The following is a 26,659-nucleotide window of genomic DNA, read 5'->3' as shown; positions in this document are numbered from 1 at the left end:
TCTATTCGCCTTGCTCTTGACCGGCACGATTAAGCATAAATTGCGTTAACATGCTTACCGGACGACCAGTAGAGCCTTTATCTTTACCACCACTTCGCCATGCGGTACCGGCAATATCAAGATGTGCCCAATGATATTTTTTAGTAAAACGTGCCAAGAAACAAGCAGCGGTAATGGTACCCGCTTCTTTACCACCTATATTTGCCATATCAGCAAAGGGGCTTTCTAATTGTTCTTGGTAATCGTCCCATAAAGGTAAGCGCCAAGCTCTATCGCCACTTTGATCAGACGCATTTAATAATTCATGCGCTAATGGGTTGTGAGAACTTAACAAGCCAGTGGCATGTTTTCCTAATGCAACCACACAAGCACCAGTTAACGTTGCCACGTCAATTACGGCTTCTGGATCATAGCGTTCCACATAAGTTAATGCATCACATAAAACTAATCGACCTTCAGCATCGGTATTAAGTACTTCAACCGTTTGGCCTGACATCGTTGTAAGGATATCGCCAGGACGGTAAGCATTGCTGCTTGGCATATTTTCGCAACCCGCTAAAACACCAATAACATTAATTGGTAAATCGAGTTCGGCTAATGCATGCATGGCGCCTAAAACCCCTGCTGCACCACCCATATCATATTTCATTTCGTCCATACCTGCGCCAGGTTTTAACGAGATTCCGCCACTGTCAAACGTGAGCCCTTTACCTACTAAAACAAGCGGTTTTGAATCATCATCAATACCTTTGTAAGTCATAATACTCATTAATGATTCATTAGCAGAACCACGTCCAACTGCTAAGTAAGAGCCCATGCCTAGTTTTTCCATTTCTTGTTCACCAACAATCGTGGTAGACACTTTATCGTAATCATTTGCTAAAATTTTAGCTTGTTCAGCTAAATAAGCAGGATTACAAATGTTAGGTGGCATGTTTGCTACGTTTTTACAGGTGCTTATTCCTTCGGAGATTGCTAATGCATGGCTAATTGCACGCTCACCAATAGGTAATTCACGACGAGTTGGCACGTTAAATACTATTTTACGTAAAGGTCTACGTGGTTCTTCTTTATGAGTTTTTAAGCTATTAAAACTGTATAAGCTATCTTGTGTTGCTTCTACTGCTTGACGAACCTTCCAGTACGTATCACGACCTTTAACGTGTAACTCAGATAAGAAACATACCGCTTCCATTGAACCGGTTTCGTTTAAGGTGTTAATTGTTTTTTTGATTATTTGACGATATTGACGTTCATCTAGTTCACGTTCTTTACCGCAGCCAACAAGTAATACGCGTTCACTCAAAATATTTGGCACATGATGCAACAATAACATCTGTCCTGATTTACCTTCTAAATCGCCTTTTCGTAATAGGTTACTTATGTAGCCTTCACTAATTTCGTCAAGTTGTTCAGCCGTTGAACTGAGGCGACGAGGTTCAAATACACCCACCACAATACAGGCACTACGCTGTTTTTCGGGACTACCGCTTTTTATACTGAACTCCATGAGATCTCCTTTAACCTTTTTAATGAGACTATAACTTGCTAAAATTAGTAAAAAATTGCACTCTTAACTATTCAAGTGATATCGCTAAGGGCTATAATTATAGCAGTATTTATCAATTAAACTTAGCTGTTGACTATATAGTTTAGTTATGAAAACGGCAAGTTTACTAGAAAAACTCGTCAATTGTCAGAAAAAACACAGTTTTAATGGGATCTTTTTGTGATCATTTTTCGTTATTTATTAAAAGAAGTGGCAAAAACACAGCTAGCAGTATTTTTTGTGTTGATGACCATTTTTATTAGCCAAAAATTTGTTCGAGTTTTAGGTGATGCCTCAGAAGGTAGCATACCCGGTCAAATGGTTATGATCTTTATTGCGCTTAAAGTACCCGATTTGGGCGGCATGATGTTGCCACTAAGTTTCTTTTTAGGAATCTTACTAGCTTACGGACGTATCTATGCTGACAACGAAATGACAGTATTACATGCTTGTGGTGTCAGTGAATGGTATGTAGTACGGGTTACGTTAATATTAGCATTAGTTACCGCTATATTTACCGGTATTTTTACTTTGTATTTAGCGCCTATGGCATCAGAGTATCAATACCAAGTGAAAGATAAACTTGCTGCTGATTCAGGATTAAGCTCTTTAGTTGCAGGACGTTTTCAGAAGACGGGTAATGAAAAAGCAGTAGTTTTTATTCATGATAAACACCGTGATGATAATAGTTTTGATAAAGTTTTTTTAGCTCAGTTACCGGATGAAAACCATCTGGATGACAGTATTATTAATTCGAGCTTAGTTTATGCCAAAAAAGGTCAAGTATTTGAAGAAGAATCAGGGTCGCAACGCTTAGTCTTATCTCAAGGAATTCGTTATCACAAGGACGCCAATAGTGGTGAATTTCAAGCGGTTACCTTTGATAAATATTATATTCAAATTCAAGATCAAGAAATAGAACAAAAACATCGAAAATTAAGCGCTTTACCTACACACCAGTTGTTTAACCCACCAGATGCTGATTCGGCACCTGAATACAGTGCCACCATTCAATGGCGTATTGCTTTTCCGCTTGCCTGTATTATTTTAACACTGATTGCTGTGCCTTTAAGTGTGGTTAATCCTCGGCAAGGTAAATTTGCTAAAATGTTACCGTTAATGTTATTTTTGGGATATTTTTTGCTATTAACAGCAATGAAATCGGGTGTGGAGCGTCAAGCCTTACCTTCGAATATAGGGTTATGGCCTATACATATCAGTGCGTTATTTATGGGGATTATTTTGCTGATGAGAGAACGTAGTAGTGGGCGCAAAATTAAGGCGAAATTTCCAGGTTTCAGGCGCAATACTGCTAGTGATAATAAAGTACGAGATATAAAAGAATGAAGATATTAGATGTTTATATCGGTCGTATTGTGGCATCAACAACGTTCTTAACCTTGGCTGTATTTGTGAGCGTTAGTGGTATTATTAAATTTGTAGAACAAATGCGGGCAGTTGGGCGAGGTGATTATGATTTATCACATGCTGCGCTTTATGTGCTTTATTCCTTACCCCGCGATATTGAAGTTTTTTTCCCAATGTCAGCGCTAATTGGGGGGCTAATCGGTATTGGCATGCTAGCAAGTAATAGTGAATTAGTCGTTATGCAAGCGGTCGGATTATCACGGTTAGATATTATTAAGTCGGTAATGAAAACTGCTGTTTTACTTATTTTTGTTTCAATGGCTGTGGGTGAATGGCTTGCACCTAGTGGTGAAGCAACAGCTAGAGAGATTCGTGCTCAAGCCATTTCGGGTGGAAGTTTAATTTCAGCCAAAAATGGTGTTTGGGCAAAAGATGGTGATTACTTTGTTAATATAGGTGAGGTATTAGAACAAGGGCAGCTTAAAAAAGTAGAAGTATATCGCTTTAATGATGAATTAAAACTCGATAGTTGGCTTAGCGCTAAGTCTGCTGTATATCAAGGCAAGGTCTGGAAGTTGTCTGGTGTAGTTAATACGAAGATAAATAAAAATGAAATCATCACCTCTTCAGTTGACTCGCAAGAGTGGATCTCGTCACTAACGCCTAAAAAGTTGGGTGTGGTTACGGTGACACCTGAATCCTTATCGGTGCGAGGTTTACTCGATTACTTAGATTATTTGCAGGCGAATGGGCAAGATCCTAGCCGCTATCAACTCGCTTTTTGGAGAAAAATCATACAACCCGTAACGGTAGCAGTAATGTTATTGGTGGCATTATCTTTTATTTTTGGACCACTTCGTTCTGTTTCCATGGGCGCACGCATCATGATGGGGGTTATCACAGGAATTGTATTTTTTGTATCAAATGAAGTACTTGGGTCGTTGAGCCTAGTTTATCAATTTCCCCCGATAATAGGTGCTTTATCACCAAGTATATTATTTATAGGTGTAGCCTGGTATTTTATGAATAAAAAGGCGGCGTAATAAAGCAATAAACGAGAAAGTTATGCGCCGCGGGCAACTATAGTCTGCCTTTGTTTGCTTCTAAAGACAATACTACAACCTCTGTGTCAGTTAGTCTGTCTTGCAAACTCAGTTTGTTTTTACGATCAAATATCACGGTTAAATTACCTAAACCCAATAATGTAGGTAATAAACGTTTTATTCCTGTTATTTTACTTATGCGCGTACCATCTTGATTTTGAACGCGTAACCGCCAAGCTTTCATTCCTAATGTTTGACCACTTTTAGCCCAAAAGAAAACAAAGAAAAAACTCACCCAAGCAATGTTCCGACCGTAAATTAGAACGCTATACAATATAGAAGAGCGTTGTAAATCTATGGGATGCTCAAAGTTTTGCATACTGATTAAACCAAATTTTATTAGCAAATTAAAAAGTAAAAATGCAATTGCACCTGCAACCATATAGACAGCAAAGGCAATAAGTACGTCATAAATCCAAGAACCTAAACGGCGACGAAAGCCGGCGCGGGAAATTCGTTAACAGAAATTGAAGTCATAGAAAGTGCTCAGAAAATTTTGCCATAGTCTAACAAAGAGATGCGCAAAGTTTAAGAGAGTAATGCGTTATCTTGAAATTAAAATACGCCTATGTAGGTTAGAATTTATTCTGACTATTCAGAGATGGCGCATTGAATTACGCCCTACAGTGAATATTACGTTTTTATGATCGAAATGCATAACCAATTTATATTTAAAAAAACATATTAAGATGGAGCGCTAATTTTATACAATAATGAGTACAATACAGGCACTACAGCCAGAGTTAATATGGTGCCAATACCTAAACCAAAGGCAATAACATTAGCCATGCCATAAAATAAGGGGTCGTGGCCAATAATCAGCGGCAATAACCCCATTACGGTTGTTATGGTTGTCATTGCAATAGGACGTAATCGAGCTAAACAAGCATCAATTAAGGCTTGGTACGGTGTTTTACCACTTTGGCCTTCAATTTTAATTCGATCAATAAGTACGATGGCATTGTTAATAATAATCCCGGCTAAACTATATAAACCAAGGGTTACTACAAAGCCAAACGGTGCCTGCATTACTAATAAACCAATAACTGCACCAATAAAAGACAAAGGCATAGTGAGGGTTATGATTGAAGCCTGTCTGAAAGAATTAAATTGGGCAACCAACAATATTAAGATAAAACCAATTACCATAGGCATACTTGCACTTAACGCTTTTTGGGCTGCTTTAGATTCTTTAATTGCTCCCCCGTATACTATTTCGTGGTTAATAGGTAAATCGGCAGCCAATGCTTGAATTTTCTCATCAACAACGAATTTTAAGTCTTCAGCAGCCATTTTGTTATTGCGAGCTTCAATGCTAATGGTACGAAACATGTCTTCATGGTGTATAACGGAAAATTGATTTACAGGAGCAAACGTTGCTACTTGAAATAGTGGTATAGCTTTGCCAGTTTTTTGTGAATAAACGTTCAAAGTACGCAGTCTGTCTAAATTATTTCGTTCAGCTTCTTCTGCGCGCAAAATAATAGGAATAATTTCATCTTCTTCTCTAAATTCTGTAATTTGTGCACCCGAGAAGTAGGTTTGTAAGGCATCGGCAATCTCCGTTGATGTTAAACCTGCTCTTTTCGCACGGTGTTGATCTACGCGTACATCAATTTTAACAATTAAATTTTCCCAATCGTTGCGAATATTGATGGTATTGGGCACCTGATGGAGTAAATCCATAATTTGTTGTGCCTTTTCATAGATAACATTTTTGTCTGGACCTCGAACCTGAATTTTAATGGTTTTTGCATCAGACGGCCCAAGAAACATTTTTTTAACGCGTGCTGATATATTAGGGAATTTTGCCTCAAGTTGTGTATCTAGCTCTAATACTCTTTTAGTAACATCAGTTCCTTCTACTACATTAAGTACCAGAAAACCTTTGTTTTTAGCCGGATCTTCTGGGTTAAGTGATAAAACAAAGCGAGGACCATTAAATCCAACATAGGCTGAATAATTTTCGATAAAACTGAATTTTTCTTTGTCATCTAACCATTCAAAAATTTCCTTCATTTGTCGGTTAGTTTCACGGGATGAGGTACCGTTAGGTAGATCAATATACATGAGTATTTGTGTTCGGTCTGATTCAGGGAAGAATTGTTTAGCCACAAACTTCATTGAACCCACTGAACCAATAAACAAAAGTAACATAAACCCTATAAATAATAATCTATATTGTAATATCCAATGTAAAAAATTTTCATATCCACTATAAACTTTAGATAAGGCAGAATCTTTTTCTTTTTTGTTTACAGACGGTTTTATAAAATAATAACAAAGAATAGGGGTAACGCATAAAGCCATTATCCAACTTGTTAGTAAGGTAATTAAAATGACTAAGGAAATTGAGCGAGTAAACTCCCCTGCGACATGTTCAGCTAACATAAGGGGTAAGAAAAATAGAATAGTGGTAACTGAAGAGCTTAGTAGTGGAACAGCTAATTCTTGACAACCTTGTATCATGGCGTCAAAACGACTAATACCATTTTCAACTCTACTTTTGAAATCTTCAGCAATAACAATACCGTTATCAACTAACAAACCTAGAGATATGATTAATGTAGCTAAACTCATACGCTCTAATTTCATACCAAAAAAGAGCATGATGGAAAGTGTTGCTAGCATAACAAATGGTACAATAGCGCCCACAATTAGGCCTGTTCTTACACCTAAAAATAATACGACAACAACTAACACAATGGCTAAGGTTTGCAGAACATTAATAGAAACCCCTCGCACCGTTTTGTTTACTTGGTCGGCTTGATAAGTAGCAATATCTAATTGATAACCTATAGGCAAACTAGCAATTATGTCGTTAACCTTTACTTTAACGCTAGGTGCATATTTTAAAATGTTATATTTTGGTAACATTGAAATGGCAAAGAATATAGCGGGTTTTCCATTAAAATAGGCAAGTTTATCCGGTGGATCAATATAGCCTCGTTTGATGTTAACCACGTCTTTTAATGCAATAAAGTCTTCTGTGTTTGGAATGTTTATATAAGTATCAGCAATATCTGTTTCGCTGCCAAAATTACCCGAAGGCTCGACAATAAAGCTTTTTGCACCTGTGTCTACTTCACCACCCGATCGAATAATATTCTGTTGTTGTAATTCGCTGATGAGTGCTTGAGGAGAAATTCCAAGCTGCGATAGTTTTGCGTTTGACACTTCAAGAAAAATACGCTCTTGCAACTGGCCCAAAATTTCAATTTTTTTGGTACCTTCAACGGCATATAATGTGTCTCGGATATGTTGCGCAATATCATACATTGAGCTCATATCAAAACCGTCAGCGGTTAAGGCGAGTGTTACAACTGAAACATCCCCAAACTCAGTGTTAACAAAGGGAGAGCTAGTGCCTGATGGCATTTTAGTTTGAGCGGCTGCGGTTTTATTTCGAACGTCTTGCCAAATATCGTCAAGATTGAAATAGCGATCATAAATCTTAACATGAACAGTTGAAGTGCCGGTTGTTGAAAGAGACCTAATTTCTTTAACTTCTGGGACTTTTCGTATTTCTTCTTCAATTTTTTTAGTAATTAATTGCTCAACCCGCTCAGGTGCCATACCTGGAAAAGACGTTGTAATCACGGCCTCTCTAATGGTAATGGTGGGATCTTCTTGTGCAGGTAAAACAAAATAGGCAAACACACCATTGATTAACAGCAAAGTAAGGATGAAAAATACTGTTTTACGGTAAGTAAAGGCAATTTGAGTAATATTCATTGTAGTGCTTCTTAATTAAAACGCTGAGTGGTGTTGTCTAATAAGGTAACCTTTTGTCCATCCCTTAAAAAGGCGACGCCGGCAATAGCAATTATCTCGCCGTTTGTTAAACCTGAAGAAATAAAGGCAATATTATTGAGCACATTCTCTGTTACTACTTGACGTTTTTCCACAACCTGTGTGGTTGGGTTATACACAAATACATAACTTTTTTGATTTAGTCCGGCGCGGATGGCAGTGAATGGAACGTTAATGGCTACCCCTTGAAAGCCTGTTTTTCCTACCCCTTCAAAAGTAAAATCAACTTCAGCGGTCATACCTGCGCGTAATAGTGAATTTTCTTCTTGTAATACAACGGTAACAGGAAAAGCATTAGCTGTTTCAGCTCTTGTTCCTATTTCTGTAATTTGACCTAACATGGTTGTTTGAGTTAATACCGGAAAGCGTACTGGTATAATGGTATTTTGGCGTAATTCTCTGATAAGTGTTTCAGGTACCATCACATTCACTTCTAAGCCGTGTTTTCCTTCAATTTCAAAGGCCGCTTGACCGGCACTAATCTGTTGAGAAGGCTCTATTAAACGTTTCGTTATAATGCCGTTGTAAGGGGCAATTAGTGTGCTGTCTTGCAAATTTTTCTTAGCGATGTCTAACTGCGCTTGTGCTACATTTACAGCACTCTTAGTTGATTCAAAATTTGCTTGTGCATTATCAAACCCTGATTGAGATACCAATCCTTGTTTTATTAGTTGGCTATAGCGAGTAAAACTATTTTTGGCTTCTACCATATCTGACTTTGCTTTATCTAACTGTGCTTGAGCAGATTTAGAGGATAGCTCAAAGGTGCGATGATTTAACTGAGCTAAAACATCGCCTTTTTGAACAGAATCTCCAAGTTTTACTTCAACACTTTGCACTTTTCCGCGGACTTCAAAACTTAGGCTTGTTGCTTCAACCGGGGCCACAATACCAGACAAGGTACGTAATTGTTGTAAATTTGATTCAGTAACTTTAGTCCACGCAATAGGCCTAATCGCCGTTTCGGTGTTAACTGTTTGTTCACTACAGCTCAATAAAAATGACGTTAAAATAATGATTAGTAATAGTCGCATGATGATTCCAGTTAGGATAACTCGCTTTTATTTAAGAAAATAAAGATTAAAAAGTAAATTGGTACTGTAAAGTACCATGCATTTTGGTACTATGTAGTACCAAAGTCAATTAAAAAGTTAAAAGCGCTAGCACTATAATGGAAAGTTGCCAAACCATACATTCAACTCAATTAAGTGCCCGTGGAGAATTAATACTTACCGCGGCAAAAGATTTATTTCTTCAACATGGGTACGATCAAACTTCACTCGAAATGATTATTTCTGTTGCCGGTGGGTCTAGGCGCTCTATTTATGATGAATTTGGCAACAAACAAGGTTTGTTGATGGCAGTAATACAACAGCAAGTAAGTATACAAACAGACACTATCGCTTCTATTAATACGACAGAATTAATACCGAGTGATGCTTTAAAAGAAATGTGTTTTCGGTTTGTTAAAGGCTTGGTATCAGAAACCTTAGTGTCACTTTTTCGATTAGTAATTCAGGTTATACCGAAATTACCTGAAATTGGCATGCTAATATATGACAAAGGGCCATTGAAAGGTTTAAAGCCATTGACGGATTATTTAATGCAGCTTGATCAAGCTGGTATTTTAACCATTGATGACCCTTGCTTTGCAACACGTATGCTAATGGAAATGATAAAAGGTCGAATACATTTTAAAGTGTTATTATTGCCAAACCAAAAAATATCAGACGAAGAAATTCGTCAGCATGTTAATAAAGCGGTTGATCTATTTTTTAAAGCTTACCAACCAGAGCAGCCAGTTAAATAGTGATACGAGAATATAAAAGAAATTATTAAACAGGAATTGAATAAATAAACAACAAATAGGGCACAAATGCGCAATGTGCAGAGAAAAACTATTGCACTAACAAAGATATCTCGTATAATGCCAACCACTTTAGCGAAGTACATTATTATGTATAAGTTATAGTTAGCTTATTAAAAGAATTAATAGAGTTTACAAAGAAATTAGGTTTTAGAAAAACATGATTTCTTTGTAAACTTCACAGTTTACTATCCCCTCTTGCCGGTGTGGTGGAATTGGTAGACACGACGGATTCAAAATCCGTTGCCTTCGGGCGTGACGGTTCAAGTCCGTCTTCCGGTACCATATATGAAAGCCCTGATTCGAAAGAGTTAGGGCTTTTTTGTTTTTAATGATATTGAAAAGGTTTTTTATGGCAGCTACAGCGCACGCACTTCATATACTGGTTAAGCACAAAGAAATTGCAGAAGATATTATTAAGCAGTTAGGTAAAGGCGCTAAGTTTCAAACGTTGGCTAAAAAATATTCGTCATGTCCGTCTGGTAAAAAGGGTGGTGATTTAGGCGAGTTTAAACGAGGAACAATGGTACCCCAGTTTGATAAGGTAGCATTTAACGGTGCAATATTAGAGCCTCATCTCGTTAAAACTAAATTCGGTTGGCATGTAATAAAAGTGCTTTACAGGACTTAATTTACAAGTGGTTTTTGAATGTATGCTCTTTTAAACTAAGCTGTAGTCAGACATGTCGGTTCGAGTCCGCCCACCGATACCATTATACGAAAGCCCTGTCCTTAATTGGATGGGGCTTTTTTATTTATCGTCTACAGCCCACACCTTGCCTTTAAAAGGTGTACATCCTTTGTGTTAGTTTTTTTACTTAATTTATTTAAAACACTTTGCTGAGTTTCTGGTGTCCAAAATATTTTTAAGTGTTTTCTAGCTCTAGTGACAGCGGTATAAAAAATACTGTGGGATACATCATCTTCATTAGCATCGGTGATTACAATTTTAACGGATTCATATTCAAGACCTTGTGCTTTATGAATTGAAACAGCATAAGCTACTTGGAATGGTATTGTGGTATTATATGAATCATCATCTTCATCACTGGTTCCGGGGTGATCATAAACCGTAAACCTGACTACTGAACTGCTTATCCATGTAAGTTCATTTAAATGTAATACATCGAATTGACTGACTGGGCGATCTAGCCAAACGTCAAATTGAATCCATCCCGGTGCTTGTTGGATAGCTTTTATTCTACCTTTTAGGTTGTTGTATATTACAGGGGTAAATCGCCCTGTTTCTGAAAATAAAATAGGATCGCCCACTTTAAAAATTGTCTCTCTCCATGTATAAACAGGGTTTGGGTTACTGCTTTGCATAAAGCGGTTTACATTATTAATGCCATATAAGCCATCGTAATTAAGGCAGAGAATAATTTCATCATTGGCGCTAGGTTGAAATAGCTTGCTATTCAAAACTGAAGAATAGTCATTTTGAGCGATACTTTCCGCTATATCGTCATCAATGCTTCTTACTTTGTTCCAGAAATTTAGTAATGATTGCTTGCTTGTGCGATAAGGTGTTTGTAATTCAAAGATAGAGTCACTTGGTATGAATGAGCTTATAGCACTAAACCAGTTACCAAATTGGATTGATTCAATTTGGTATATATCACCGACAAGAACAAGTAAGTCAAAAGAGGTTTTTTCTAAAACACTGAGTAAGTCAGCATTACTAACCGTGCTACATTCGTCTATGATAAGTACGTCATAGTTTGTATTTTCTGCGGTATAGCATTGACTGCTTATCGTTCTGAATACAGAGTTTTGAGCACTAACTTTACGTTTTAAGTTGTCTACCGCAGGATTTGTATGTGCAAGAAATAGTTTTTGCTTATCGTTAAAATAATTTGCAATATGATTAACCATTGTAGACTTGCCAGTGCCGGCAGCGCCATAAATAAGTGCTACATATGATTTGCAAAATAATTGTTTTAACGCTGTTACTTTTAATGCGTCGTCAATATCACGATTACTATCGGACAGCCAACGTTCAACAGCTTCGGTATAGCCCTGTATTCCATGAGAGGACTTTCCTTTTAATTTTGTAACAATTGCCGCGGTATCTATTTCATATCCGGCGACGAATACATGTCCTTTGTCCGATATCAATTTACGAGTGCTTCTATGTTTGTAATACAGATTATTGTTAAATGTACGTATTAGAGTGTCTAAATTATCGTATTGAGAGAGCTCTGCTACAGGGGTATAAAGTACTCCTTGATGATCTACATTGTTTTTCACTTTTCTTACTAGTAGCTCATGCTGTTTATCTGCAGTATCAAGGCTTTCAACAAGGTCCCAGTATCTCGGGTTATGTCCAGATAAAGATGTACAAAAAGGCATCTGATCAAATGGTATACAAGCATATTTTAGGCTTAGTGCTGATAGGTTAGCGCATCCCCCTCTATCAAATTGGGATTTTAGGGTTTTATTGAACATTGTTAGCATCAAATACCTAATAATGTTATGACCGGCAAGTTTAGGTCTAATTATGTAGCGAGCTTTATCCAAAATTGGAAATAATTTAGGTGAGACAACACCATTAGTCGCGTTGGCTTTAACTACTTCATATTTATTGTCAGGCATATCTATAATATCTAACAAATTAGATGATTCCGTAGTTAATATGTTCATGATAAAACGATATTCTTTGGAATTGGCTTGTACCTTTTTGGAAATAGTCAATAGTTTTGCCAAGTTATCAAATTCACAGGGCCTTATTGATACCTCCCATTGGCGTATTATTATTATTGGCATTGTGTAACCTATAACCGTTATAGCGTCCTGTTGGAGGGTGAGCATTGCTGAATATTTGTCAGTAATATCTATGCTTGTAAATGCTATTACACGGTCTGCTTTTGTTGCTTTATTGATTGCGCGATAAAATGTGACTTCATAGAAGATTTCTTCATTAACAAAAAATGGTCTTGTTTTATGAATATAGTAGCGTTCAGGTGTAAGTAATTGTTGATTTGAAACCATTGACGTATTTATTTGGTCAGCAATTCGCTCATGGTACTCTCGGAGAGAAGGATCTTGATCAATAGGGAAAGCTTCAAGATTATTAAGAATGTTTAGCCCATAATGAACATTCATCATCTTTCTTGTTCGCAGAAGGTATTCATAGTATTTAAGCATTAAACGTTCTGATGTATCCCCATCAAAAGTATAATGTGAGGCACTTTTTTGTATTAGCTTATGAAATTTTGCAAGAAAGTTTAGTCTTCCATTTTGCTTAACCACCTCCATGGCCAATGATACCTTATCGTAATGAAATGACTCCTCTGGATTTGCAGAGTGAGTGAAAACGATAATACCTTCAATAAGGTTTCTTAATTGGGATAATATATTTTGAGAAAGTAAGTCTCTATTTCCAACGGATGCAATATTATTGCAAATAGCTTGATCCGCACTACAAATTTGGTTACTGATTGATGCCATGGTTGATAAAATCCTTTTTAGTTTTTTCTATATTAAACAAAGCTCTACATATTGCATGGCAACTAATTGAATGTCCACTTATATCTGGAATAACTATATTTTTTATGATTGATGAACAGTTTAAAGCATGTTTAGTTAGTGCAAGGCTTTGTTATTTATATAAAACTAAAGCTTCATTGGCAGGTATTACCTTATATTGGCTTTGTGGTATTAGTTTTTGATTCAGCTGCTAAACAACATTTAACCTGCTACTTTTTGAATAGTGAAAACTTTGGCTACCATGGCGTAATAAACAAAGTTAGTTTCCCATATTTGAAACATTTCTATCGCTTGCTCAATAGGATATGTTCCAAACAAATTCTGAAAAAGACCTGCATCGAAGTCAAAGTCTAGGTCTTTGGCAAGTTCTGCCATATAACCACTGCCCACATAACAAAAATCGGTGATGTAGCAAAACCGCCGGCCATCACCTTCATTTTCATAAGGCGCAAGTAAATTGGCAATATATAAGGTGAACATATGAACGACAATCAGCCTCATAGTTATAATATTCTTCCCCTAACCATTTATTTTACATTTATTGTTCTACAAACGCTTTAATTTGAGAAACACTAGCTGTACCTACCTGTGTTGCAATGATTTCCCCTTCGTTCATTAATAACAATGTTGGTATGCCTCTAATACCAAATTTCGCCATTAGTTCTTGGCTTTCATCAGCATTAATTTTAACTACTTTTACAGCCTTATTTTCTTCGGCTATTTGCTCAACAATTGGCGCAATCATTTTACATGGACCGCACCAAGGTGCGTAAAAGTCGACTAGTACTTTGCCTCGGTGTTGCTCTACTTCATTTTTAAAATCTTCTGCTAAAACATTAATTACTTTACTCATGGGTTTTCCTTTGGGTGTGTTTATTTGATAGAAGTAGTGTAATGGACTTGTGCTTTATTGATTAGTTGGGTTTAATGGTTTTTATTATCTCAAAAATGGAACAATAAAAATTGATGTTAACAAATCTAGATGACTTATATTTATTTGTGATTTTAGTTGAAGAGGGATCTTTTACCCTTGCCGCCCAAAAAATGACAATGCCAAAATCAACCCTCAGTAGACGGTTAGCGCAGCTAGAGCATAAGTTAGGGAGTGAGTTGCTTATTAGAACCACCAGAAATCAGGAGCTAACTGAAAGTGGTCGCTTATTATATGGTGCTGCAAAAGAACACGTTGAAGCTTTAAGTAAAATTGAAGAAGAAGTCGGATCTATAATTCATCAGCCTCAAGGCCGGCTTAATATTTTGCTACCGTTAGAGTTTTTTAACCGAATTATTAGTACATTGATCACTGACTTTATTACACTATATCCCAAAATTCATATTAGTTGTCAGCACTACTCAGATGAAATTCCTGACTTTAATCCTCAGTTTGATCTTTGTTTTGTTTTGCATGAACAATTGTTACCGACCTCCAACTGGATTTCGAAAACCTTACTGAGTTTTTCACAATCTATTTATGCACCAAAAAACTTTGATAGTAATATGATTAATTTGGCGGAAGATTTAACAGCGCATAATTGTATTTTAGCCCAACCAAGTCAGCCGTGGTTATTTCGAGATAATGATAAAGTACAGGCGATATACGTCAAAGGGCAAGTGACATTATCAAGCCCTGAGATGCGACAACAAGCGGCAGAACAAGGTTTAGGTTTATGTAAACTACCCGATTACGTTTTGCAGCAAGGCATTAAGCTAAGCGATAAGCAAATCAAGAATCATGGTAATAATCAAAGCCAATTGAAAAGGATATGCTTAGATAAACAGCCAATTGCACAGCAGTTGAGTGTTTTATATCAAAGCCGAAAAATTCCAGTAAAAACGCGAACATTTTTGGATTACTTTCAGAGTAATATAGGTAAGCTGTTGTAGATTTATGACTACGGATAATTATGGAGGGCCAGTAAATAATATTCAAAAACCTTAACTTATAAGTCATGCCAATGCATTATGTGAACGACAGGTTTGGTGGCACACCGGCCTGTTGAGTTCGGTAGTTAATCGATAGGAATAAAGGAGAAACTCTGGGGTATTTTATTTATAACTCTTGTTTAGTATTAGCCATAGGTATACATAGATATTTCAACCATCCCCTCTGTATTTTAAATAGGCTAGTGGTTATGATTCATATATTCTTTAGGTTTAAGCTTCGAGTTATACTTTAACCATGTCAGATAAATATAATGCTTTCATTGCTTTAAGGGAGTCTTTGTCTTTTTATTACCCTATAAGTGACAATACTTGGTATGAATTTCAGCAGATTTGTAAATTTAAATCACTAAAAAAACAACATGTACTTTATAGTATCGGCGATGTTCCTAATTCATATGCTTATGTATTTAAAGGATTAGTACGTTGTTTTACGTGTGATGAAAAGGGTAATGAATACAACAAAATATTTTTTGATGAAGGTATGTTTCCTGGATCAATGGCAGCTTTGTTAACTTCAACACCATCGAAACTTGCTTGTGAATTATTGGAAGACTCTCTTATTATTGAAATTGATTTTATAGCATATCGCGCACTCATGCATAAGAACAAAGAAATCATGCTATTTCAAATTTATTATTTGGAGAAAAACTGGCTCTTTGGAAAAAGAGGCTCGTGAAATAGAAATAGTGCAAACTGATGCTACAGCACGTTATTTACGTTTTGTGGCTATGTATCCTGTTTTGGTTGATCGTTTACCGCAATATCATATTGCTTCACATCTTGCTATTACACCAACGCAATTAAGCCGTATTAGAAAAAGCTTATTGAACCAACCTATTTAAAGTGTTTTATAAATAAAGTTCATCTATCAACCTATGTAAATGCACTTAAAGAATTAGTCTTTTATTATCCGTTTTATCTTATTACAAACCAATGTATACACTTAACTTAGATAAGTTTGTATTTTTTTATGGTTTGTGATCTTAACGACAAATAGAGGATTAATAATGAATATTTTAGAAGCACTACAATGGCGCTACGCAGTTAAGAAATTTTCAGATGAAAAGGTGACCAAATCAGCCTTAAGGGCATTACTTGATGCAACACGTTTAAGTGCCTCGTCTTATGGACTTCAGCCTTATAAAATTATTGTGGTTGAGTCAGCAGATATTAGAACGCAGTTACTGCCTTTTTCTTACGGGCAGAATAAAGTAGCTGAAAGTTCACATCTAATTGTTTTGGCAGCACATACTAATGTGGGTAATGATACAGTTGATTGTTATATTAATAAACATGCACAAATAACTCATAATAGTGTTGAAGGTCTCAGTAACTTTTCTGATTTTATGAAATCAGCATTAAGTGTAAAAACACCCGAAGAAAAACAAGAATGGGCACATCAGCAAGCCTATATTGCCTTGGGTAATTTGTTAACTTGTGCTGCGGCAATGCAAATAGATACTTGCCCAATGACAGGTTTTGATCGTGCGGGATATGATGCCATTTTAGATCTAACATCAAAGAAATTAACAGTAACCGCAATATGCCCTATAGGCTACCGTCATGAAAGTGATGCTCAAGCAGATTCTCCTAAAGTTAGGTTTGATTACAATGAAATAGTAGTGGAGATGTAACATGTTCCTATTTTCTTGTATGGCCTTGGTAGCAGGTGCCGCAATTGCTGTACAAGCAGCAATGAATGCTCGTTTAGGAGTATTATTAAACAGTTCAATGGTAGCAACAAGTATCGCTTTTTTCACAAGTTTGTTTTTTACAGTAGTAGTGATCTTTGGTATTTACTAGGCAGTATCCCGAACTAGTAGAAATAAAATCTGTGCCTGTGTTTTTATGGTTTAGTGGCGTGTTAAGTGCTCTAGGTATTAGCATGTTCTATTATTTAATTCCTAAAATGGGCGTAGGAAATATGATGTCTTATGCGTTAACAGGGCAGTTGTTAATGGCAATTGTTGCTAGTCATTTTGGGCCGGTTTGATTTACCGATAAAACAAATCGGCGCTATAAAATTAGGCGGCGCAACTTTGTTAATTATTGGTGTTATATTAATTAATTGGGAGACAGAATATGGATATTAATCAGGCGAATATAGATAATCTTACTCGTTTATGGAAAAAATATGGCGTTCAAATTATTGATAAAAATACGCAATTGATCAAAAACACTTCTTGGCCTTATCGTTGTTGGTTTGATCTTCCGGCATCGGGTCAAAATTATTTGCAGTTAAAACATCTTGATACAACCGCTATCGTACCAATGTGGTCTGAACCTGAAAACGCAGACATTGAAGAAAAGGAGAACAGTAATTTAAGTTCACAGCTGTTTTTAACGAAACAATCGAGTTTAGAAGTAGAATTAGTTAAAAAGGGGCAATGTTTGTTCAGTCAAACTGCAATGTACCTAGCTATATTGCCTGCGGTGCTTTTCACGATAAAAGATAAAATAAAATTGCGTAAGGGTTTTACTGTTAAATTGGTAACTAAAACACAAGAATTAATGGCGTGGGTAGATATTGCGTCTAAAGCATTTGGATATGTTATAGATCAATCAGTGATAGAAAGTTTAATGAATGATTCTGAAATTCGCCTTTTATTAGCTTATGATAATGACGAGGCTATTGCCACTGCACTTATGTATAAAACAGGAAGTATTATTGGTGTACATCAGGTAGGCGTCAAACCTGATGTACAAGGTAAAGGTTTTTCACGTTTATTGATGTCTGAACTTATTGTAAATTGTGCAGAATGGCAAGGTACACATGTTGTCTTACAAGCATCTGATGCAGGAAAGCCTCTGTATGATAAATTAGGCTTTCAAGCGCAGTTTCTAATTAATAATTATCAGCGTGTATAACCATTTTGAAAGTGCTTATCAATACTGACGTTGAAAATACAATGATTAATATCGAAGCGACATAATGTGTAAACTAACCTTATTCGAAATGCCTATCAATATACCGAAAGTGGGGTATGATTTGGGCTTGGATCTAAGTGAAAAGATATCAGATAAACGTCTATTAAAAGAGACTGCGTAAGCATTACGTCGTGCTTGTAATAATGGGTGAATTTGCTTCATTATTATTTCACCCCAAGTTCTTTTAATCTTTCTAATAAGTAGCTTGCTTGGGTGTGTTTTTCTGACAGTACAACCTCACTTCTTGGGTGTAAAAACAGCGGTAATGATACTCTCGATTTTGATTTACTGTTACCTGTTGGGTTAATCACACGATGACTGGTAGAGGGAAAATATCCACCTGATGCTTCTTGCAACATATCACCAATATTAATGATTAAGTGACCGAAATCTGAAGGTACATTAACCCATTTATCATCTGTACCTTGTACTTGAAGGCCGGGTTCATTTGCCGCAGGCAATATGGTGAGTAAATTAATATCTTCATGTGCTGCAGCACGTATTGCGCCGACTTCTTCTTTACCTTCAAAAGGAGGGTAATGTAAAACACGTAATAGTGTGTTTGGTGTGTTTTTAATCATATTTGAAAGAGGCTCTGAATAACGCGTAGCAACATCTATAGGGCTATGCTTTTCTACCCAATCAAGTAACTCTTCTGCTAAAGAAGATGTTAACTCGTAATAATGCAGTATTTCTTCTTTTAATGACGGTGGTATTCGACCCCATGGATAAATATGAAAATATTCTTTAATGTCTTTTTGGCTATGTCCTTTGGCTGTTTCTGATATTTCAGTTGAAAAAAAACCATCTTGTTTTTCAGGATCAAAAGCATAGTGTTCTTTTTCTTGCGAGTTAAAGAACGCGAGCCAGTTTTTATAAATTGATTCAACTAACGATTGCTTAATAGGATGATTTATTAAAACCCCGAATCCTGTTTTGTGTAAACTTTCTACGAACTTTTGTGGTGCATCTGCTGCTAAATAGTCAACAACTTGAACGTTCATTAACATTCCTTACGATATAAAATCTTTGTATTTGAGAAATAGAATAATGTATATCTAAATTTAATGCCATTTGTATATATTGTTTTACTGGGTATCAATCAAATTATCTAGCCGTGAAAGAGCGGTATTTTAAGCGAAAAAATACCCTGTTTACAGACACTGGGTAAATAAGTTTTAAACTCGCTCTCATCGTAATTAAAAACAAAGCGACAATTACGGCTTGAAAAACTTGACCGTGCTAAGTTCTCTACTTTCATTTTTTTTCAATTGCTTGCAGCATTATTTTACGCTTACTTAGTCGATTTAATATAAACCAAGCACTCCAAAAAATAGTCGATAATATAATAGCTGTGATGATGGCAGGTTTAGGGTTGTTTATGCTACTGATTGAACCGGCATAAGTCGCAATGATGGCATAAGGAATAGCGCTTACAGACCAAAAAGTTATAAATTTTAAAAAGGGCATTTTGGTCAGTCCAGACATGCATGCCGTAACTTCCGGTAACATAGGGAGTGCTCGTGAAAATAGCACCATTAAACTACCATATTGATTAAATTGAGATCTTAATTCTTCTCTCTTTAACTCGTCTTTAATCAAAAGAGCTTCTAATTTTTCACCATAATGATAACTAATAATGTAACCAGAAATGCCTGCTAACATTACACCCGTAATAGCGGAAATTGCGCCATACGTTGCTCCTAAAAAATAACCACTTAATAGCATTATGGTTAGCGTAGGTATCGCAATAAATAAATCGGCAAATAAAAGCGTAACAACCGACCAAAAAAGCACTGAACTATCAATATTTTTGGCTAATTCTAACCATGACGTAACTTGTTCAATAGAGAGTACTCCTGTCAATTTTACGACTAAAAAGGTACTAGCAAAAAAGCTCGCCAAAACTAACATGACTTTGAGTAAAGCAGGCATGATATAACTCCTTAAGGGTAAATTATGTTAATTTTAATTGGCTGAATAACGTTTGAAAGGTCAAGTTTGGCACTTTTAAAGCTTGGAGGACCAAGGAATAGCTTTGCGCCATTAGAAAAACCTAAACCTTCAGCAGGAAGTATACCTGTCCAATTCTTAGTCACTTCACCGTTTTCATCTTCGTCATGTAAAATTTTAATCGCGAATGTGTCAGGTACAGACAGAAAGTTAACTAAATAGCTATGTTGAGTTGCAGGAAACGATTTAATCTCTAAGGCTTGTTGATGGTCTTTAGGAAAACCTTTATCGCTATACAGCATTACTAAAACATTACCTGGTTTTGACGTGTCGATATTATCGACTTGTATAATGACTTCTTGAGCCATTACTTTTGATGTGTTCATTAGAATTAAGCCTAGAAATATGATAAAAAATAATCGATTGAATATAGCGGGTTCTTTCATTAAATAAAGGGGCATATTAATATCCCCTCATTATATTACTTGCTACAGCAGGGAATAAGCGTTGTAATATGCGTAGTAATTTCACCTTGCCAATATCGTGATTGGCAATGCCTTTTTCTAAACCTTTCAAAATAGCGTTACAGGCATCTTCAATACTCATCTTTTTTTTACCCCTACCGTAGGTCATGGGTGTATCAACGACAGGTAAGAAAGCTTGTAAAACCTCTATTCCAGTATTTTCTAATTGAAGCCTTAAACTTTTTGAAAAACTATCAACCGCACTTTTTGTTGCACAATAAATAGCCGAACTTTTCTTCGGTGCTAAGGCAAGACCTGAATTAACATTGAGGATCGCGGTTTTTTTACTAACCGTTGAGTTCGAGTTATTCAATAAAGGCAGTAATAAATAACAAAGGCTACATAAGGACGTTAAGTTAACGGAAATTTCATCATTAATGGAATCTAAGGTGAAATTATTGTCACTAAAACTTGGTGTATATTGAATAGCAGCATTGTTAATGAGTACATCGATGTTACTGGTTTGTGAGCACAAATTTTTTGCTACCGCTTCTACTTCATAAAGCTTAGTTAAGTCAGCTTTTAAAGCGATGATGTTAGGATATTTGTTTTGTAGTTTGTTGATTTTATCTTCATTTCGAGCAATGATATAAAGTGTATTTTCTGGGTAGAGCATCTCCACTAACTTTAAACCTATTCCTGAAGTCCCTCCTGTAAGGACTATTTTTTTGTTTATTAATTTCATGTGATACCTCATAAATGTATATTGTGTTGAATACTAAATGAGTCAATTACATAGATCGTTAACCTAGGTTAAAAAAGTGAATATAGATGGACATTTCGAAATTAGCCAAAGAATATGGCATTAGTCAATGTTATAAAAAAAAGTCATGTATTTTTAGTCAAGGAGATGAAAACCAATACCTTTATATAATTACGTCAGGACTTTTAAAAGCATATTACAACTCTGTAGACGGTAAAGAATATATAAAATCTTTTTTATTTCCTGGTGATAGTATTGCCAGTATTAGAGCCTTACAGGGAGGGACTTGTAGTTTTAGCTTGTTATGCTTACAAGAAACCCAAACAATAAAGATTCCTTATGCAAAAATAATATCAACTGCTGCTGAAGATATAAATACCGCGCAGGCGGTGATTAATTTTTTATTGCTATTTTCTATGAAAAAAGAACAACGAGAATATGAATTGTTATGTTTGAATGCTGAACAGCGTTATAACGCGCTACTTTCTCAGACACCTAATATTACTGAATTTGTTACACAGAATGATATAGCTCGTTATTTAGGTATCACTCCAGTAGCTCTCAGCCGTATAAAAAATAACCAACTAAAGTAAGGGATGTAACTATTTATCTTTTTAAACAATTATTTATGTTAATTTTTACAAATGATTATATTGATAAATAATTAATTTAACACTTCTTTTCTTTTAAGTATTATTAATGCAATTGTACACAACAACGTTAGAGTCCAAATACCAGTAAAAGGTATTGCAAGCCCTACCAAAATTGAACCTATGGAATGGTACATACAATCCAATTTATATTTGTAGGCGATAACGCAGGCACATGGCACCGCATTGTCTTAATTCCCAAAAGTTAAATCCAATTTTCTCTACAACTCGCCTTGACGCTAGATTGTCTCGGTAGATATCAGCAAACAATATTGTTTCTCCGTAAGTAGCAAAGATCAATACTACCAACATATATACTGCTTTAGTTCCCCATCCGAGATTTTGGAACTTTTCAGTAATTCTATAGCTGATTGTAAACTCTTTGTCGTCAAATGATACAAATCCGATAGGCAAGTCGTTAGTCGCTAGAACAACGTAGTAAAGAAACTTGGAATCTGTTCGAGAGTTTTTATGTGGTTCCCCTTCATCTAGGCCACTTTCTTTAAGTATATCTACATCAAATTTACAAAACGGTCTAAGATATAGCTCTGTTCTAAAGGGGAAAAGAGGAATATTCATTTACTATTCCTCTGGGGATTTCGAGTTTTCTGGCAATATTAAATCATGAAAATTATTATCAATATTCGGCTTTATGAGCTGAGTTGGTCTGTTAGGAATCCATTTGGGATTTGTTTGTTGTAAAAAGGATTGTTGACCAAAATCCAGTGTTATTACACCAGTATGTGGTAGAGTTATGCTTTCTTTCTTCAATCTTTCCTCATCATTTGTATATTGTCTTGATTCATTATCATAACTTTTTATTCTGTTTTTATAGACACTCGTCGAGTATGTGATCCCTCTATCGTCGAGTTGAGGAAGGAATGCTTCCCAAGGCAATTTTGGATTACGTTCATGGGAATATATTTTTACTTTCTGTATTGAATTAGGTACCAAATTTTGAATTTCAACTAGGGAATCAAATAATTCAAAATACAACTCAGAATTGTCTTTGATGTGATTACTGTCTTTATTTAAATTTTTTACTGCCACATAATCGACGATATCCTCCAATCTACAATTTAGTTTTGATGCTCCCATTTTTGCCGCACTCATAATTTTATCAGCGCTCGAAACATCGACACTAAAAGCCATAAGTGAGTTGTCGGGCATTTCACCAAGTAAAACCCCTGTTATTGGGCATTCTTGAACTATATCTATATTTATACTCGGATTTAGTTTTTGAAATTCTAGGCTCGAGCAATAAGTTGTTCGTAGTACAGGATTTCGTGAATCAAACTCTATAGGTGTCATTGCAATCGAATCAAACCTTGATTCAGCATATGTCATTATACTTCTACGTGGAGTGAAGTTTAGAATAGGCCCAGTGCGGGGTGATATAGATGAAAATCTACATAATGTCCGTGCTTGTAAAAACATTTACGTTCCCTCATATGTTTAGTTAGATTTTTTACTTATTGTTTATCTCTTTAGCCAATAAAAAATGCATTAAATATTATAAAAATAACACAACAATATTTAATATAGTTCAGTTATTACACCTTAGCCACCTTTGCTATTTGAGAGGAGAAATACATGACTTGAATTTATCATTAACTGAATGGGAATAATTAATAAAAATTCGCTACAGAGAGAATTAATTAAGGTAAACTCTGCGTTAATGAAATTGTATTGATTTCTACTTATCTATTACTTGCTTTAATAATGGCTTAATATGAACGCTAATTCACTGATAATACTTGATTTTGAAACAACAGGGCTTTCACCTGATAATGGTGATAGAGCCATTGAAATTGGGGCGGTAAAACTGGTTGATGGTGTGATAACTGACCGTTTTCAAGAGTTGATGAATCCAGGTTGTCGTGTTAGTTATTTTATCGAAGATTATACTGGTATTACGAATAGCATGCTAAGTAAAGCGGCGCCATGTGGCGAAGTGATGGCGCGCTTTGCTGATTTTATTCAAGGGCAAAATCTTGTGGCACATAATGCGTCATTTGATAAACGTTTTTTAGACAGTGAACTGAGTCGCATATCAATGGATTACGATGGTCAGTTTGCCTGTTCTTTATTATTATCTCGGCGATTATATCAAGCGGCACCTAATCATAAATTAGGGACATTGATCAATTATAAAGGCATTGCTTCAAACGGTAGCTTTCATAGGGCATTGTACGATTCTGAAATGACGGCAAAACTTTGGCTAGCTATGCTTAATGATATTGTTGAACGGGCTGATATCGATGATGTGCCTTTTTCCTTAGTACAAAAATTAGCTAAAACGACTAAAGCGAATATCCCTAAATTTTTAGCTAATTGTGCATAAATTTAAGCGTTTTTTCTCATTTGGTTAGCACATTCAGCTAACACAATGGCACCTGCGGTTGAAACATTCAATGAGTTACCCATGCCAAACATTGGTATGTGTATTTGTTGATGGCTTAGTTGTAATGCAGCTTCGCTAACACCTTTACGCTCGTTACCTAACACAAGCACACACTTAGGCGGGTAAGTTACCTCATTGTAATCAACAGACGTTTGGCATAATTCAACGCTGTAAATGGTATAATCTTGTTTTAGTAAGCTTTGTAAGCTTGCTGTAGTGCTATCACTGTATTCAACACATACCCATTTAGCTTCATTTCTAGAAGCTTTTTTCAGTTTTTTATCTGATATCGTTAGCTGACCACAAGCAATAATCTTCTCAATAGCAAAAGCATCGGCTAAACGAATAAATGAACCAATGTTGTAACTATTGGTGACATTGTCTAAAACAATAACCAACGGGATTTTAGGCTGTGCTAAGTATTCATCGCGGCTTGGTTTAGTTTCTCTAAGCGCTTCTTTACTGAGTTGTATTTTTGAATGCATTATTTTTACTCTTATAACTTATGCTAGCAACGAGTTTCTGTAAAAATCGACGTTACAAATAAGCGGTGGATTGTGCAGCTTTATCAAGTGAATATCAATGCTAATAAAGTGTTTTTACACTTGTTTTTTTGCTAACTTAGCTGTTTTTATTGGTCACAACAATTACATCAAGAATGTTGCACTATCGCTTATTATCATAACAAGTTTATAAGTAGAATAGGTGTGAAATGGCGGGTTTTGCTTTCATATTTCAACGATTCTTTGTTTATAATTATAACAAGTAATTTTATCTATCGACAAATTACACTTTTCATCTGTATATTTCTAGTATAGTCTATTGTTAACAATTTTCATTTGGACCGTTGCAATGGTATTACCTATTAAAAAGCATTTCAGTCGCAAGAGCTTATTGACTGTTTCTATTATATTAATTCAGTTGTTGGGTGGTAGCCAAACTGTTTCAGCAAATCAAAGCAAAGGTAGTGAAAAACCCAATATATTATTTATTTTATCAGATGATGCCGGCTATGCTGATTTTGGTTTTCATGGTAGTAAAATTATGAAAACTCCTCATTTAGATGACCTAGCTGAACAGAGTATGATGTTTAAACAAGCCTATGTTTCAGCAGCGGTTTGTGGGCCTTCACGTGCAGGTATATTAACAGGACGTTATCAACAGCGTTTTGGTTTTGAAGAAAATAATGTGCCGGGCTATATGAGTAAGAATGGAACAACGGGCGATAAAATGGGGCTTGCAATTGAAGAGGTAACTATAGCGGATTATTTAAAAGAACTAGGTTATACAACCACTATTATTGGAAAATGGCATCAAGGTAATGCAGATGAATTTCATCCATTAAAGCGCGGCTTTGATTCGTTTTATGGTTTTAGAGGAGGGGCTAGAAGCTATTTTGAATATGATGAAAATAATCCATTAGACCGTCCAGAGAATGGATTAGAACGCGATTTTGAACAATTTGAAGAATCACCAGTTTACCTAACCGATGCATTTGCTGATGAGGCAATAGCAACGATTGATAAAGCGAATCACTCCCCTTTTTTTATTTTCTTATCTTTTAACGCTGTACATACTCCAATGGAAGCAAAACCAGAAGATTTAGCCTTATTTCCAGAATTAACAGGTAAACGTAAAGCTGCGGCAGCGCTAACCATTTCAATGGATCGTGCTATTGGTAGAGTATTGAAAAAGCTTGAGGAATCAGGTATTGCAGAAAATACCTTGGTTGTTTTTACGAATGATAATGGTGGGCCTTCAGATACTAACGGTTCAGTTAATTCACCGTTAAGTGGTACAAAAGCTAACCACCTTGAAGGAGGGATACGTGTTCCTATGCTAATACGCCGGCCTGGGCATATAAAATCGAATTCAACGTATAACTTTCCTGTAAGCACGTTAGATTTATTGCCAACATTTTATAGTGCAGCACAAGGAAATACTGGCCACTTGAAAAATATTGATGGAAAAGATTTAATGCCTTACCTCAATCAAACCAGTAAAGAACGCCCACATCAAACACTTTATTGGAAAAAAGAAAATAGAGGAGCAATACGTGATGGCGATTGGAAGCTACTTCGTTTTCCTGACCGACCAATTGAACTTTATAATATTGAAGACGATCCATCTGAAATGATTGACTTAGCCCTTAAATACCCCAAAAAGGTTAGAAATATGTATAAATCCTTATTTAACTGGGAGCTAACATTAGCACGACCAAAGTGGCAATTACTGCGTGAATACGAAGGAAAAGCTATGAAAAGGATGGATACATATAGAATACTGAATGATATTCAAATACAGGCTAAAAGCCTTTAGCAAATTATGTCTAATTTTTTTACAGTTATTTTTTATTTAATCTGA

At 35.8% G+C, this 26,659-nt stretch carries 28 protein-coding genes and 1 tRNA gene; 15 read left to right on the top strand and 14 right to left on the bottom strand.

What is annotated here, in order from left to right:
- Position 1 precedes the first annotated feature (1 nt).
- Positions 2-1,510: a leucyl aminopeptidase gene (gene pepA, locus L3081_RS16765; RefSeq protein WP_242287211.1), complete on the bottom strand. Its 1,509-nt coding sequence runs from the start codon at positions 1,508-1,510 to the stop codon at positions 2-4.
- A gap of 219 nt (positions 1,511-1,729) precedes the next feature.
- On the opposite strand from pepA, the gene lptF reads away from it, so the two are divergent.
- The gene (lptF, locus tag L3081_RS16760) at positions 1,730-2,896 is read left to right on the top strand and encodes an LPS export ABC transporter permease LptF (RefSeq protein WP_242287210.1); all 1,167 of its coding nucleotides are present in this window, start codon (positions 1,730-1,732) and stop codon (positions 2,894-2,896) included.
- Entirely contained in the window at positions 2,893-3,960 is a 1,068-nt protein-coding gene (gene lptG, locus L3081_RS16755) for an LPS export ABC transporter permease LptG (protein WP_242287209.1), read from the top strand. The genes lptF and lptG overlap by 4 nt, the downstream gene beginning before the upstream one ends.
- A 37-nt stretch (positions 3,961-3,997) precedes the next feature.
- On the opposite strand, the gene L3081_RS16750 is transcribed toward lptG, so the two are convergent.
- The 3 genes from L3081_RS16750 to L3081_RS16740 all read right to left on the bottom strand — a co-directional run bounded on the left by L3081_RS16750 (position 3,998) and on the right by L3081_RS16740 (position 8,867).
- A complete protein-coding gene (locus L3081_RS16750; protein WP_242287575.1) occupies positions 3,998-4,474 on the bottom strand; it encodes an RDD family protein in 477 nt (158 codons plus the stop codon).
- A gap of 230 nt (positions 4,475-4,704) precedes the next feature.
- A complete protein-coding gene (locus L3081_RS16745) occupies positions 4,705-7,755 on the bottom strand; it encodes an efflux RND transporter permease subunit (RefSeq protein ID WP_242287208.1) in 3,051 nt (1,016 codons plus the stop codon).
- Between the two features lie 11 nt (positions 7,756-7,766).
- On the bottom strand, positions 7,767-8,867 hold the full coding sequence (locus L3081_RS16740) for an efflux RND transporter periplasmic adaptor subunit (protein ID WP_242287207.1): 1,101 nt from the start codon (positions 8,865-8,867) through the stop codon (positions 7,767-7,769).
- A 137-nt stretch (positions 8,868-9,004) separates the two neighbouring features.
- Between L3081_RS16740 and L3081_RS16735 the strand changes: the two genes are divergently transcribed.
- From L3081_RS16735 to L3081_RS16725, 3 genes are all read left to right on the top strand, one after another.
- On the top strand, positions 9,005-9,643 hold the full coding sequence (locus tag L3081_RS16735; protein ID WP_242287206.1) for a TetR/AcrR family transcriptional regulator: 639 nt from the start codon (positions 9,005-9,007) through the stop codon (positions 9,641-9,643).
- Positions 9,644-9,900: 257 nt separating this feature from the next.
- Positions 9,901-9,985 (top strand) — tRNA-Leu (locus tag L3081_RS16730).
- Positions 9,986-10,052: 67 nt separating this feature from the next.
- Positions 10,053-10,331 (top strand): peptidylprolyl isomerase, encoded by a 279-nt coding sequence (locus tag L3081_RS16725; protein WP_242287205.1) that lies wholly within the window; start codon positions 10,053-10,055, stop codon positions 10,329-10,331.
- A gap of 131 nt (positions 10,332-10,462) precedes the next feature.
- On the opposite strand, the gene L3081_RS16720 is transcribed toward L3081_RS16725, so the two are convergent.
- The 3 genes from L3081_RS16720 to trxA form a co-directional block, all read right to left on the bottom strand.
- A complete protein-coding gene (locus L3081_RS16720) occupies positions 10,463-13,150 on the bottom strand; it encodes an ATP-dependent DNA helicase (protein ID WP_242287204.1) in 2,688 nt (895 codons plus the stop codon).
- A gap of 240 nt (positions 13,151-13,390) precedes the next feature.
- Positions 13,391-13,690: a DUF2787 family protein gene (locus L3081_RS16715; RefSeq protein ID WP_242287203.1), complete on the bottom strand. Its 300-nt coding sequence runs from the start codon at positions 13,688-13,690 to the stop codon at positions 13,391-13,393.
- 37 nt (positions 13,691-13,727) lie between these two features.
- Positions 13,728-14,042 carry a thioredoxin gene (gene trxA, locus L3081_RS16710; protein ID WP_242287202.1) on the bottom strand — a complete coding sequence of 105 codons (315 nt, stop codon included), beginning with the start codon at positions 14,040-14,042 and terminating at the stop codon, positions 13,728-13,730.
- A 113-nt stretch (positions 14,043-14,155) separates the two neighbouring features.
- On the opposite strand from trxA, the gene L3081_RS16705 reads away from it, so the two are divergent.
- The 7 genes from L3081_RS16705 (at position 14,156) to L3081_RS16675 (ending at position 18,001) form a co-directional block, all read left to right on the top strand.
- Complete coding sequence (locus tag L3081_RS16705) at positions 14,156-15,073, top strand: LysR family transcriptional regulator (protein WP_242287573.1); 918 nt, start codon at positions 14,156-14,158, stop codon at positions 15,071-15,073.
- A gap of 295 nt (positions 15,074-15,368) precedes the next feature.
- On the top strand, positions 15,369-15,809 hold the full coding sequence (locus L3081_RS16700) for a Crp/Fnr family transcriptional regulator (protein ID WP_242287201.1): 441 nt from the start codon (positions 15,369-15,371) through the stop codon (positions 15,807-15,809).
- Positions 15,790-15,975 carry a cyclic nucleotide-binding domain-containing protein gene (locus L3081_RS16695; protein WP_242287200.1) on the top strand — a complete coding sequence of 62 codons (186 nt, stop codon included), beginning with the start codon at positions 15,790-15,792 and terminating at the stop codon, positions 15,973-15,975. The genes L3081_RS16700 and L3081_RS16695 overlap by 20 nt, the downstream gene beginning before the upstream one ends.
- 165 nt (positions 15,976-16,140) lie before the next feature.
- Complete coding sequence (locus tag L3081_RS16690) at positions 16,141-16,767, top strand: NAD(P)H-dependent oxidoreductase (RefSeq protein WP_242287199.1); 627 nt, start codon at positions 16,141-16,143, stop codon at positions 16,765-16,767.
- 1 nt (position 16,768) lies between these two features.
- Positions 16,769-16,936: a DMT family transporter gene (locus L3081_RS16685; protein WP_242287198.1), complete on the top strand. Its 168-nt coding sequence runs from the start codon at positions 16,769-16,771 to the stop codon at positions 16,934-16,936.
- On the top strand, positions 16,923-17,126 hold the full coding sequence (locus L3081_RS16680) for a DMT family transporter (RefSeq protein ID WP_242287197.1): 204 nt from the start codon (positions 16,923-16,925) through the stop codon (positions 17,124-17,126). The genes L3081_RS16685 and L3081_RS16680 overlap by 14 nt, the downstream gene beginning before the upstream one ends.
- A gap of 89 nt (positions 17,127-17,215) precedes the next feature.
- Complete coding sequence (locus L3081_RS16675; protein ID WP_242287196.1) at positions 17,216-18,001, top strand: GNAT family N-acetyltransferase; 786 nt, start codon at positions 17,216-17,218, stop codon at positions 17,999-18,001.
- A gap of 224 nt (positions 18,002-18,225) precedes the next feature.
- Here L3081_RS16675 and L3081_RS16670 read toward each other — a convergent pair whose 3' ends face one another.
- The 4 genes from L3081_RS16670 to L3081_RS16655 all read right to left on the bottom strand — a co-directional run bounded on the left by L3081_RS16670 (position 18,226) and on the right by L3081_RS16655 (position 21,223).
- A complete protein-coding gene (locus L3081_RS16670) occupies positions 18,226-19,065 on the bottom strand; it encodes a 2OG-Fe(II) oxygenase family protein (RefSeq protein ID WP_242287195.1) in 840 nt (279 codons plus the stop codon).
- 253 nt (positions 19,066-19,318) lie between these two features.
- On the bottom strand, positions 19,319-19,996 hold the full coding sequence (locus L3081_RS16665; protein ID WP_242287194.1) for a TVP38/TMEM64 family protein: 678 nt from the start codon (positions 19,994-19,996) through the stop codon (positions 19,319-19,321).
- Between the two features lie 11 nt (positions 19,997-20,007).
- Positions 20,008-20,400, bottom strand: coding sequence for a DUF2141 domain-containing protein (locus tag L3081_RS16660; RefSeq protein ID WP_242287193.1), 393 nt, complete (start codon positions 20,398-20,400; stop codon positions 20,008-20,010).
- Between the two features lie 76 nt (positions 20,401-20,476).
- Positions 20,477-21,223 (bottom strand): SDR family NAD(P)-dependent oxidoreductase, encoded by a 747-nt coding sequence (locus L3081_RS16655; protein WP_242287192.1) that lies wholly within the window; start codon positions 21,221-21,223, stop codon positions 20,477-20,479.
- Positions 21,224-21,309: 86 nt separating this feature from the next.
- On the opposite strand from L3081_RS16655, the gene L3081_RS16650 reads away from it, so the two are divergent.
- Positions 21,310-21,834, top strand: a complete 525-nt coding sequence (locus tag L3081_RS16650) for a Crp/Fnr family transcriptional regulator (protein WP_242287191.1) — start codon at positions 21,310-21,312, stop codon at positions 21,832-21,834.
- Between the two features lie 204 nt (positions 21,835-22,038).
- Here L3081_RS16650 and L3081_RS16645 read toward each other — a convergent pair whose 3' ends face one another.
- Both L3081_RS16645 and L3081_RS16640 read right to left on the bottom strand, forming a co-directional pair.
- On the bottom strand, positions 22,039-22,470 hold the full coding sequence (locus tag L3081_RS16645; RefSeq protein WP_242287190.1) for a GNAT family N-acetyltransferase: 432 nt from the start codon (positions 22,468-22,470) through the stop codon (positions 22,039-22,041).
- Between the two features lie 3 nt (positions 22,471-22,473).
- Entirely contained in the window at positions 22,474-23,238 is a 765-nt protein-coding gene (locus L3081_RS16640; protein WP_242287189.1) for a hypothetical protein, read from the bottom strand.
- 385 nt (positions 23,239-23,623) lie between these two features.
- On the opposite strand from L3081_RS16640, the gene L3081_RS16635 reads away from it, so the two are divergent.
- Positions 23,624-24,235, top strand: a complete 612-nt coding sequence (locus tag L3081_RS16635; protein WP_242287188.1) for a 3'-5' exonuclease — start codon at positions 23,624-23,626, stop codon at positions 24,233-24,235.
- 2 nt (positions 24,236-24,237) lie between these two features.
- Here L3081_RS16635 and L3081_RS16630 read toward each other — a convergent pair whose 3' ends face one another.
- On the bottom strand, positions 24,238-24,780 hold the full coding sequence (locus L3081_RS16630; protein WP_242287187.1) for a TrmH family RNA methyltransferase: 543 nt from the start codon (positions 24,778-24,780) through the stop codon (positions 24,238-24,240).
- 367 nt (positions 24,781-25,147) lie between these two features.
- On the opposite strand from L3081_RS16630, the gene L3081_RS16625 reads away from it, so the two are divergent.
- Positions 25,148-26,614 (top strand): sulfatase-like hydrolase/transferase, encoded by a 1,467-nt coding sequence (locus L3081_RS16625; RefSeq protein WP_242287186.1) that lies wholly within the window; start codon positions 25,148-25,150, stop codon positions 26,612-26,614.
- Positions 26,615-26,659: the final 45 nt, after the last annotated feature.

The sequence above is a fragment of the Colwellia maritima genome (assembly GCF_022669015.1).
Taxonomy (GTDB): Bacteria; Pseudomonadota; Gammaproteobacteria; order Enterobacterales; family Alteromonadaceae; genus Colwellia; species Colwellia maritima.
This window is presented reverse-complemented; position numbering and strand designations above follow the sequence as displayed.

Excerpts from the sequence above, each read along its gene's own strand:
- pepA (WP_242287211.1), bottom strand. The coding sequence starts at position 1,510 with ATGGAGTTCAGTATAAAAAGCGGTAGTCCCGAAAAACAGCGTAGTGCC.
- lptG (WP_242287209.1), top strand. The coding sequence starts at position 2,893 with ATGAAGATATTAGATGTTTATATCGGTCGTATTGTGGCATCAACAACG.
- L3081_RS16745 (WP_242287208.1), bottom strand. The coding sequence starts at position 7,755 with ATGAATATTACTCAAATTGCCTTTACTTACCGTAAAACAGTATTTTTC.
- L3081_RS16740 (WP_242287207.1), bottom strand. The coding sequence starts at position 8,867 with ATGCGACTATTACTAATCATTATTTTAACGTCATTTTTATTGAGCTGT.
- L3081_RS16735 (WP_242287206.1), top strand. The coding sequence starts at position 9,005 with ATGGAAAGTTGCCAAACCATACATTCAACTCAATTAAGTGCCCGTGGA.
- L3081_RS16725 (WP_242287205.1), top strand. The coding sequence starts at position 10,053 with ATGGCAGCTACAGCGCACGCACTTCATATACTGGTTAAGCACAAAGAA.
- L3081_RS16720 (WP_242287204.1), bottom strand. The coding sequence starts at position 13,150 with ATGGCATCAATCAGTAACCAAATTTGTAGTGCGGATCAAGCTATTTGC.
- L3081_RS16715 (WP_242287203.1), bottom strand. The coding sequence starts at position 13,690 with ATGAGGCTGATTGTCGTTCATATGTTCACCTTATATATTGCCAATTTA.
- trxA (WP_242287202.1), bottom strand. The coding sequence starts at position 14,042 with ATGAGTAAAGTAATTAATGTTTTAGCAGAAGATTTTAAAAATGAAGTA.
- L3081_RS16705 (WP_242287573.1), top strand. The coding sequence starts at position 14,156 with ATGTTAACAAATCTAGATGACTTATATTTATTTGTGATTTTAGTTGAA.
- L3081_RS16700 (WP_242287201.1), top strand. The coding sequence starts at position 15,369 with ATGTCAGATAAATATAATGCTTTCATTGCTTTAAGGGAGTCTTTGTCT.
- L3081_RS16690 (WP_242287199.1), top strand. The coding sequence starts at position 16,141 with ATGAATATTTTAGAAGCACTACAATGGCGCTACGCAGTTAAGAAATTT.
- L3081_RS16685 (WP_242287198.1), top strand. The coding sequence starts at position 16,769 with ATGTTCCTATTTTCTTGTATGGCCTTGGTAGCAGGTGCCGCAATTGCT.
- L3081_RS16675 (WP_242287196.1), top strand. The coding sequence starts at position 17,216 with ATGGATATTAATCAGGCGAATATAGATAATCTTACTCGTTTATGGAAA.
- L3081_RS16670 (WP_242287195.1), bottom strand. The coding sequence starts at position 19,065 with ATGAACGTTCAAGTTGTTGACTATTTAGCAGCAGATGCACCACAAAAG.
- L3081_RS16665 (WP_242287194.1), bottom strand. The coding sequence starts at position 19,996 with ATGCCTGCTTTACTCAAAGTCATGTTAGTTTTGGCGAGCTTTTTTGCT.
- L3081_RS16660 (WP_242287193.1), bottom strand. The coding sequence starts at position 20,400 with ATGAACACATCAAAAGTAATGGCTCAAGAAGTCATTATACAAGTCGAT.
- L3081_RS16655 (WP_242287192.1), bottom strand. The coding sequence starts at position 21,223 with ATGAAATTAATAAACAAAAAAATAGTCCTTACAGGAGGGACTTCAGGA.
- L3081_RS16650 (WP_242287191.1), top strand. The coding sequence starts at position 21,310 with ATGGACATTTCGAAATTAGCCAAAGAATATGGCATTAGTCAATGTTAT.
- L3081_RS16645 (WP_242287190.1), bottom strand. The coding sequence starts at position 22,470 with ATGAATATTCCTCTTTTCCCCTTTAGAACAGAGCTATATCTTAGACCG.
- L3081_RS16640 (WP_242287189.1), bottom strand. The coding sequence starts at position 23,238 with ATGACATATGCTGAATCAAGGTTTGATTCGATTGCAATGACACCTATA.
- L3081_RS16635 (WP_242287188.1), top strand. The coding sequence starts at position 23,624 with ATGAACGCTAATTCACTGATAATACTTGATTTTGAAACAACAGGGCTT.
- L3081_RS16630 (WP_242287187.1), bottom strand. The coding sequence starts at position 24,780 with ATGCATTCAAAAATACAACTCAGTAAAGAAGCGCTTAGAGAAACTAAA.
- L3081_RS16625 (WP_242287186.1), top strand. The coding sequence starts at position 25,148 with ATGGTATTACCTATTAAAAAGCATTTCAGTCGCAAGAGCTTATTGACT.